Origin of the sequence: Methylobacterium sp., from assembly GCF_019745455.1 — a bacterium.
Taxonomy (GTDB): Bacteria; Pseudomonadota; Alphaproteobacteria; order Rhizobiales; family Beijerinckiaceae; genus Methylobacterium.
The window spans coordinates 1-9,395 of sequence record NZ_JAIETD010000055.1 but is presented as its reverse complement, the minus strand read 5'-3'; the positions used below and the strand labels follow the sequence as shown (position 1 = coordinate 9,395).

Genomic DNA, 9,395 nt, shown 5'->3' with positions numbered 1-9,395 from the left:
TGATAAACATCAACCCCTGAACCTGGGTCACTTCTCAACGAAAACGCCGGGTCAACTCTCAGCGGAAATCAACACCGTGACCTTGCATTGCCGTCCAGGCGAGAAACCGGCCGGTCTCGTCCTCGATCCCGGCAAGTTGCGACTCGCGGATGGGTCTCGCTTTGCCGTTCGCTGGCAGATGACCGGAGATCCCGGCTTCTCCGCAGCGTTGGCAGGTCCGGACACCGAAGGAACGGCCTTCGTATTGCCGACTAACGGGACACTCGAACACCAGCCACCAGTGAACGAAGCTGCGGGGACCTCCCCGCGTTTTGTCCTGGCCTGCCCGGCCTCCGGCGGCACCTCGACCCTTCTCGACCTTCGCCTGGCCTCGCCGAGCCCGGAACCGCGTGCGATGAGGCCTTCGAGGTCGGCCTGGGCCTGGCGGCCCGAGCGCTGGGGCGATGCACCCGAGGGCTTGGTCGCGGAGGCCCGCACACTCGGGATCGACCGCCTGTTCGTCACCGTCGAGATCGAGGACGGCGCCATCGCCCATGAGGCCCGTTTCTCGGATTTTGTCTGGCTCGCAGGGCATTCGGGCATTGCGGTCGTTGTGGTGGAGGGCGATCCCGGCATGGCCCTCGACGATGGCAGGGCGGTCGCGCTCCGCCGGCTCGGCGTGCTCGTCGCCTATCAGCACCGTGCCGCCAGCGATCGGCGGCTTGCGGGCGTGCAATACGATATCGAGCCCTATCTCCTGCCGGGTTTCGGGGCCGACCCGGACCGGATCCTGAGCGGCTGGGCCGCGACGATCGAGGACCTCTCGTCGGCGGCGGCAAACCTCGACCTCGACCTCGTCTTGCCGTTCTGGTTGCCGGGTCACAGATCGGCCCATCTCGTCATGCCGTCGATCGGCCGTTCTGCCGGTCGGATGACGGTAATGGCGTACCGGACGACGGCGGACGAGATCCTGTCGGTGGCCGAACCGATGCTTGCCTGGAGCGCCTCAGCCTCGCTCCCGCTTCACGTCGCGCTCGAGGCCGGTCCGGTCGGCGACGAGACCACGCGGACCTATGGCCCTGCGCAGACGGGTGATGTCCTGCTCCTGCCTCAGGTCGACGGCGGCGCCCTGGTCCTCGTTCTGGCCGCGCCCATCGGCCCGGGGACTGAAGGGAAGCGCTATGCCCTCGATCGCGAGAGCGTCGTGCCGGGCTCGCGCGTGAGTTTCCTCGGTGATCGCCAGCGACTCGATGAGGCTGTCGCTCAGTCCTCGGCTCGACTTTCAGCCTGGCCGAGCTTTGCGGGCTTCGCCCTGCACGGTGTGATCGACTGATGGCAGCGTTCTTAGCGCTTGTCGGAAGATAGTGCCTGAGCCCTGAATCAACGCACCGAAGCCCCCCTTCACTGCGGATTAACCAACACAGGACAAAGCTTCGCACTTCGGCAGTCTATCCTTGAAGTCACAAGGGCCGGCACCGCTCGTTACGGTGCGGACCTGGGTATTAGCGGGTTCGTCGCGTGCGTCGCCAGCCATTGCCTTCTCGCCTTGGCGCCCTGCGACCCTTCGCGCTTCTGGTCATCGCCTGCCTGCCTAGCGCCATCGGGAGCGCGCAAGCCCAGGCACAGTTGCCGGACGAGGTCACTGCCGAACGCCTGTCCCGCGAGGGGGCGGCCGCGCGCCAGGACGGCCGTCTCGACGAGGCGATAACGGCACTCGGCCGCGCCACCAGGCTGAAGCCGGCGGATGTCGATACACAGCTCCAGCTCGGCTTGGCGTTGTTCGCGAAGGGTCGGTTCGACGAGGCTAGCAGCCAGTTCCGCAAGATCCTGGGTGCAGCGCCGGATTACGACGAAGCGCGTGCCGGCCTTATCAGGGTCGCGCTCGCCACCAAGGATCTCGATGGTGCGGAACGGGAACTTGCCACCCTGAAGCGTCGGTCACCGAACGATCCGGACGTCATAACTCTCGAAGGCCAGCTTTCGGCCGCTCGCAAGCCGGCTCCTCCGCTCGAACCCCAGCTTCGTTCGACTTCGGATGAGAGCCCGGGAACGGAGGCTACGAGCACTGCATCGCGGCGCCTCTTCGTCGAGGGCCAGGCAGCCCGCAAGGCCGGCCGGTTCGACGAGGCGATCGCGCGCTTCTCCAAGGTCGTCGCCCTCGATCCCGACGATGTCGACGCTCAAGTGGAACTCGGTGGCGTCCTGATCGCGCGCCAGCGCTTCGCCGACGCGCGCGCGGCCTTCGCCAAGGCGCTGGCCAAAACACCGGAATACGGCGACGCCAGGCTCGGCCTCGCCCGCATCGCCTATTACGAGAAGCGGACCGCCGATGCGGCCCGCGAAGTCGGGCTTCTCCTCGCCCGCGAGCCCAAGAACCGCGAAGCGCTGCGGCTTCGAGTCCAGATCGCCAGGGCCGCGGCCGAACTCGACGCGGCCGCCGAGAAGGCCAAGCGCGACCTCGAGGCCGCCCGGATCGAACTCGCCAAGCAGCAGGCCCAGGCGGCCGAGCGGCGCAGGACTGAAGAAGCGACGGCCCTGCGAAAGGCCGGCAAGTTTACGGCGGCGGAGGCGATCTACCGGAGCCTCCTGCAGTCACGCCCAAAGGACGCGGATCTCCTCGTCTCGGCGGGATCGATGGCCGCCTTCCAGGGCAAGACACGCTTTGCCGATGCTCGCCGCGACTTCGAAGCCGCCGGAGCGATCAACCCGGCTTACGACGACGCGATCCTGGGGCTCGCCAGAGTCGACCTCTACGAGGGCAAGCTCGAGGACGCCGAACCGCGCATTGCCCGCGTGCTGGCTCGCCGGCCGGAAAACATCGAGGCAAAGGCTCTTTCGGCGCGGGTGATCCTCGCGCGGGGAGAGCCTTCTGAAGCCGAGACGATCTTTCGTCAGCTCCGTGCTCGCCAGTCCAAGGATACCGACATCCTGCTGGGGCTCGGCGATTCCCTGCGCGGCACGATGCAGGACGACGAGGCCCGCCTGATCTATCGCGAGGCCGCGATCGTCGATCCGGACTCGGCAGAGATCGCGGCGCGGATCGCGCAGGGCATCCGTCCACGCTGGCGGCTCGACCTCGACGGATCCCTCAGCATCCTGTCCCAGAAGGGCTCCGATTGGCAGGAAGGCAGTGCCCGCCTCAGCTACATCTTGAACGATCGGACGGTAATCACGGGCGGGATCGAGGTCACAAACCGATTCCGGATCGTCAACACGCTCATCGATGCCCGCCTCGATCATCGCTGGTCCGATGCGTGGACGAGCTACCTGCGGATCGGCGGGTCGCCGGACGCAGTGTACCGGCCGATCGTGTTTGGCGAGGCCGGCGGAACGCTGCGCGTGATGGACGGAAACGGCCTCTTCGGCGCGACCCTGCTGACCCTGGATTCGGGCTACGCCAAGTACGACGCCACCGATGCCATGACGGCGAGCCCGGGACTGCAGCAATATCTCCTCGACGGTCGCCTCTGGATCTCGGGCAAGGTCATCGGCACGCTGGCCAATTCAACGGTCACCACGCGGGCGCCGGACGGCTTCGCCTTCGTGCGCGACCGCCTCAGCAAGTTCGGCGGCTACTCCGTGCGCGTGGACGGCATGCCCACCGATCGCCTGACCTTGTTCGTGGGTTGGGCGGATGCGCCCGACACCTCCGACGGCCGGGTGATCCCGACCCAGGCCGTCTATGGCGGCGGCATCTACGACCTCAACGAGTCCATCAGCGTGAAACTCTCGGCAGCGCACGAACAGCGGGTCAAATCCTACGACCGGACCAGCGTGAATGTCGGCTTGACGACACGGTTCTGATGGGAACTCCAGCATGCCTCGCGCCTCCCGAGACGACGAGGCACGAGGCTCCTTACGAAGGCGCAAGGTATCCGTGCCAAGGTCGAACCGACGACCATTCCGGGCCAACGCCGTGTTCCTGACCCTCATCTGGGAGATCTCGCTCGGCCTGGCCGCCCTATCATTGGCGACGATGACGATTCTCATCGCTCTGCGCCTGCGCAGTGTCTCCCGGCTTCGCGGTGAGACCGAACGGCGGGAGGCGTTGCTCGCCGAGATGCTGGAATGGACCGAGACCGGCTATGCCAGCCAGGCTTCCGCGATCAAGAAGGCGCTGTTGCAGGATCCGAGACTCGCCACGGACCTGATCATCGAGGTCTTCGAAATCGTACGAGGGGAGAGTCAGCAGCGCCTCGCTTCCCTGGCCGAAAGCGCCGGGATCGGAGACCGCTTGCGCCGCGACTTGGCGAAGGGGCCGTTTCGCAGCCGCCTTGCCGCCGCGGAGGGCCTCGCCTGGTTTCCGTCGGCCGCGACCGTGGACACCCTGAAGAAGGCCGTCCTCGACGCGCATGACGACGTCAGCTTCACGGCCGCGACGACGCTCTCGACTTTGGGCAGCGACCTCATCTTCGACGAGGTGCTGATCGCTCGGCTCGCCCGTGTGAACAGTTCAAGGCGCATCGAACTCGTACTCGCCCAGTTTGCGCAGACGCGTCCAGAGGCCCTGCTCGACCTCGTCGTCGATGCCGGCCGCAGCGACCGGCTTCGGACCGCCGGCCTCGACGCCCTGACCCAGACCGGGATCGAAGGCCTGCTCGAGCTGATTCTGTCGCTTGAGCAGTCGCGGTCCACCGACATGCGCGTCGCCGTCGCGCGCAACCTCGGCATACTCGGGCATCCCGACGGTCATGGCACCATCGCGCGCTACCTGTCCGACGACCGTTGGAAAGTTCGCTGCAAAGCGGCCGAAGCGGTCGGACGGCTCGGCCTCATCGATCTCGGGCCGCAGCTCTGCGACCTCCTCCTCGATGACAATTGGTGGGTGCGCCATCGCGCCGGCGAGGCCATGGCCAAGCTCGGCGATCTCGGGATCAGCGCCTTGCAGGAAATGGTGACCCTCGCCGGACAGACGGCGCTCGGCCAGACCGCCGAGCACGTTCTCGCCGAGCGCAGGAGGAGCGCGTGATGGACTTGTTCGGCTTCGACGTCTCGATGGGGACGATCGTCACATCGACTCTCGAGATCGTTCTGCTGATCGTGATCGGCACCGGCCTACTCCAGAACGGGCTCTACGTCCTGCAGCTCGTCCTCGCCATGCGCGAACTGGCGACGCAGCGGCCGGAGAAACGCGCCAGCCTGCTGTGGCGGCGCTATGCCGAGATCAGTCCGCCGATCTCGCTGCTGGTCCCGGCCTTCAACGAAGAGCTCTCGATTGTCGATTCGCTGCGCTCCATGCTGGCGCTGAACTATCCCGATTTCGAGGTCATCGCCGTCAACGATGGCTCTAAGGACGGCACCCTGCAGGCGATGATCGACGGTTTCGACCTGAAGCCGATCCTGCGACATTACACGGAGGTCGTCCAGCACGAGCCGGTGCGCGGGCTCTACGGCTCGCCGCAATATCCTCGGCTGCTCGTCGTCGACAAGGGCAATGGCGGAAAATCCGATGCCCTCAATGCCGGCATCAATCTGTCCCGGTTTCCGATCTTCTGCGCCGTCGATGCGGATTCGATCCTCGAGAGCGATGCCCTGCTGCGGGCGGTGCAGCCCTTCATCGACGATCCCACGCGGACGGTGGCAGTCGGAGGCACGATCCGCATCGCTAATGGCTGCCGCATCGAGCGGGGACGGATGCTGTCCTTCGGCCTGCCCGGCAACCTTCTCGCCCTGTTCCAGACGATCGAGTACCTGCGCGCCTTCCTGATGGCGCGCCTCGCTTGGAGCCGCCTGCGCACCCTGACCATCATCTCGGGCGCCTTCGGGCTCTTCAAGCGCCAGACAGTCATCGAGGTCGGCGGCTACAGCCACCGGACGGTGGGCGAGGACATGGAGCTCGTCGTCAAGATCCACCGGCACATGCGCGACCGCCGCCAGGATTACCAGATCGTGTTCGTCCCCGAGCCTGTCTGCTGGACGGAAGCGCCGGAATCCTGGCGGGTGCTGGGGCGCCAGCGCAGCCGCTGGCAGCGGGGTGCCCTGGAGACCTTCTTCCGACATCGCGACATGCTGTTCCGGCCGCGCTACGGCCGCATCGGGCTCCTCGGCTTCGGCCACGTCCTCGTCGTCGACGTCCTCGGGCCACCGATCGAGGTGCTCGGCTACCTGCTCGTCCCGATGCTGTGGATGCTTGGGCTCCTCTCAGTGGACTATCTGCTGGCGTTCCTCGCCCTCACATTCGTGTTCGGGATCTTCGTGAGCGTCGCGTCCCTCATTCTCGAGGAAATCGAACTGCAGCGGGTGCCCCGCGTCCTCGATCTCGTCCTCCTCACGGGCATCGCGATCATCGAGAACTTCGGCTACCGCCAGATCTCCAACCTGTGGCGGCTGCGCGGCATGTGGCAGTACCTGCGCGGGGCCCAGGGCTGGGGCGTGATGAGCCGCGTCGGTTTCCGCGGAGCCTGACGAAAAAGCCTTGCCGCGCCCGCATGCCGGTGACGACCGTGCGCGAATACCTCTGCTTCTGCAACCAGCACGTTGCCTGACAGGCGTCCGGCTGGCTGCTAAGCTGGCGCAGGTTGGTACGCACCGAACTGCTCCTCTGCCTGCCTGGCGACGGCCTCATCCGGTCGTGGTTTTCCCATATCGCTGAACCATCAGAGCCGCTCCAGAGCGGCGATCGGGATCGGCCTTGATGCAACGTGACGGGACGACCCGATGTCGAAGCTCTTCGCGCAAAGGCCCCTCCAGCAACGCCGCACATTGGTTCTCTACCTCGGCACCGTCGTGGTCGCAGTCGCCGCGACGATCGCCATGTGTTTCGTCGCCGCGGCGGCGCTTTCCGCACGACGCGATGCCACGATCCTCGTCGATCTCCTGCGAGAGCAGCAGGCCCTGGCACAGAGGATCAACTATCTGTTTGCCCGCGCCGCCGAAGGCGATCGCGCCTCGGAGTTCCGGCGCGGTCAGGTCACCAATCGCTTCGCGCGGACGCACGAGCAACTGCGTCTCGCCGAAGAGGGACTGGGTGTTTCGACGGGGTCGGCCAGGGCGTTTCAAGCCGTCTATGCAGGCGGTGACCGTTCCCTGGCGGCCGACGTACAGGCCTTTCTGAACCGTATTCGCCTCGAAGAGGATGATGGGCGACCGAAGGTTCAAGGAGCCGACGGGTCTAGGGCGATCGCGCAGTTCGCCGGCGAGACCTTCCCGAATGGGCTCGATCCCATCGTCAAAGCCTACCTGCGCACGAACGGCGCCAAAGTCGATGTGCTTCGATGGAGCGGGCTCGCCCTAGGGGCCCTGGTTCTGCTAGCTCTGCTGACTCAGGGATTCGTGATCGCATGGCCGATGTGGCGCAGGCTCGGCATTCATGACGAGGAGGCGGCCGCCATAGACGTCACGGACCCTCTGACTGGAGCGCTCACCGCGCAGAGCTTCGCCAAGCGCGCGGTCGCGGAGATCCGGCGCGCGCGACGCTACCGCAGGCCCGTCTCCGTCATGACCGTCGCCACGGAACTTCCGTCCGGAACCGACGCCTCCATGGCGTTGAGGGACGTGTATGCCGAGCTTTCGGAGACGCTCCGGCCCAGCGACTTCGTCGGAGTCGGTGAAGGCGGGGTATTTTCTGTGGTCCTTCCCGAGACCGACCTGTATGCGGCCGAGCTCGCCGGCTATCGCATTCTGAGGGAACTCGACAGGCGACAGATCACCCTGAACGGTCACGCCATCACGGTCGGCGTCGGTGTGGCGCAGATCCGGGCCGACGAAGCGCTTCCGGACGATCCGCTGGCACGCGCGATCGCCTCCATGCGCCAGGCTCGGGCGAAAGGCGGGGACAGGGTCGGAGTCAGCCCCATGCGCGAGGCTCCGCCCGCAGCAATGTGAGGAGGGCCGATCAGGCGATCCCTTTCGACCGGTTTCCTGCCTTGATACGTCGTTCGCCCGGAAAATCAGACCGCGATCAAAAGCGGCTCCTCCGCCAATTCGACGGGGCGAGCGGCCGCGAAGGCGAGACAGCCGGCGATCGCTCGGTCGGCCTCGTCGCGGCAACGGCGGATCGGCTCCGCGACATCGTCGCCGCTCCGGTGATGCGCCTCGACCGCCTGGCAGGCCGCGGACAGGGTCGTCAGACCCAGCATCCCTGCCTGCGAGATCAGGGTATGGTTGTCGGCGAGGAAATGCTCCGTGGCGGCGATGGTCCCTGTCGCGGGATAGATATGGGAGATCCTGCCGCGGACATCGGCGAGCCAGGTCAGCACCTGCGAAAGGCCGGCAAGGCCGACCAACTCGTTCAGGATCGCCGGGTCTGGCGTTTCGACGGAGAGGGCCGCCCCAGCCTCGGCGGGAGCCGAACCGCTGGCGATGCCGAGGCGGCAGCCGCGCTCGATCGCCTCGAGAAGATCGGCGCGGCGGAAGGGCTTGCCGACATGATCGTCCATGCCGGCTGCACGAAGCGCCTTGACCTGGTCCGTGAGGACGTTCGCGGTCAGCGCGATGATCGGGATGCTCGAGCGCGGAGCCGGCAGCTTGCGAATCTCGGCCGTGGCGGTCAGACCGTCCATGATCGGCATCTGGACGTCCATGAGGACAGCATCGTAGTCGCCGGTTTCCACTGCCCTGACCGCTGAGGCGCCGTCGCCCACGATGTCGACGCTGTGGCCCGACTTCTCGAGGATGATGCGGACGATCTCCTGGTTGGCCGGGAGGTCCTCGGCCAGGAGAAGGCGACGCGGCTGAATCGAGGCGCCCATGACCGGCTCCGGGGCAGCGAGACTTTCGGCATCGGCGAGCTCGAGCGACAGGGTGAAGGAGAAGGTGGAGCCCTTCTGCGCCTCGCTCGACACGATGATCTCACCACCCATGAGCCCCACGAGCCGCTGCGAGATCGCGAGGCCGAGCCCCGTGCCGCCGAACTCCCGGCGGATCGAGCCGTCCACCTGGCTGAAGCGCTTGAACAGGCGGTCGATCTTCTCTGCCGGAATCCCGATCCCGGTATCCGTGACGGAGATGGCGATGCGCTCGCTTGTCTCCGTACGCTCGACGACGGCAAGGCTGAGCGTGACCGAGCCTTCTCGGGTGAACTTCACCGCATTGTTGATCAAGTTGAGCAGGACCTGGCGCAGTCGGTCCTCGTCGCCGACGTGACAAGGCGAGAGTCGCGGATCGATCTTCAGGGCGAGAGTGAGCCCCTTCTCCTCGGCGAGCGCTGCGACGATCGTACGGACGTTGTCGGCGAGCCCTCGCATCGAGAATGGATGCGGCTCGAGTTCGATGGCGCCCGACTCGATCTTCGAGAAGTCGAGCACGTCGTTTACCACCGTGAGCAAGGCATTGCCGGAGCTCTGGATCATCCGGATCTGGCGCGCGAGGTCCGGCGCCAGATCCTCCCGGTGGAGGATGATACCGGTGAACCCGATCACCGCGTTGAGCGGCGTGCGGATCTCGTGGCTCATCGAGGCCAGGAAGGAGCTCTTGGC

General features: G+C 66.2%; 6 protein-coding genes. 5 read left to right on the top strand and 1 reads right to left on the bottom strand.

Annotated elements, in window-relative coordinates; translation table 11 throughout:
- From K2Y56_RS13735 to K2Y56_RS13715, 5 genes are all read left to right on the top strand, one after another.
- On the top strand, positions 1 to 1,312 hold a 1,312-nt coding region (locus K2Y56_RS13735), incomplete at its 5' end, for a hypothetical protein (RefSeq protein ID WP_292508284.1).
- 185 nt (positions 1,313 to 1,497) lie between these two features.
- Positions 1,498 to 3,783 carry a tetratricopeptide repeat protein gene (locus K2Y56_RS13730; RefSeq protein WP_292508281.1) on the top strand — a complete coding sequence of 762 codons (2,286 nt, stop codon included), beginning with the start codon at positions 1,498 to 1,500 and terminating at the stop codon, positions 3,781 to 3,783.
- 112 nt (positions 3,784 to 3,895) lie between these two features.
- Complete coding sequence (locus tag K2Y56_RS13725) at positions 3,896 to 4,948, top strand: HEAT repeat domain-containing protein (RefSeq protein WP_292508278.1); 1,053 nt, start codon at positions 3,896 to 3,898, stop codon at positions 4,946 to 4,948.
- Positions 4,948 to 6,384: a glycosyltransferase gene (locus tag K2Y56_RS13720; RefSeq protein ID WP_292508275.1), complete on the top strand. Its 1,437-nt coding sequence runs from the start codon at positions 4,948 to 4,950 to the stop codon at positions 6,382 to 6,384. Before K2Y56_RS13725 ends, K2Y56_RS13720 begins: the two co-directional genes overlap by 1 nt.
- A 252-nt stretch (positions 6,385 to 6,636) precedes the next feature.
- Positions 6,637 to 7,803: a diguanylate cyclase gene (locus K2Y56_RS13715; RefSeq protein WP_292508273.1), complete on the top strand. Its 1,167-nt coding sequence runs from the start codon at positions 6,637 to 6,639 to the stop codon at positions 7,801 to 7,803.
- Between the two features lie 65 nt (positions 7,804 to 7,868).
- On the opposite strand, the gene K2Y56_RS13710 is transcribed toward K2Y56_RS13715, so the two are convergent.
- Positions 7,869 to 9,395, bottom strand: a 1,527-nt coding sequence (locus tag K2Y56_RS13710) for an ATP-binding protein (protein WP_292508270.1), incomplete at its 5' end; no start/stop codon positions are given.

Bases quoted from the DNA above. Each gene is read 5' to 3' on its own strand.
- K2Y56_RS13715 (WP_292508273.1), top strand. From the start codon at position 6,637: ATGTCGAAGCTCTTCGCGCAAAGGCCCCTCCAGCAACGCCGCACATTG.
- K2Y56_RS13720 (WP_292508275.1), top strand. From the start codon at position 4,948: ATGGACTTGTTCGGCTTCGACGTCTCGATGGGGACGATCGTCACATCG.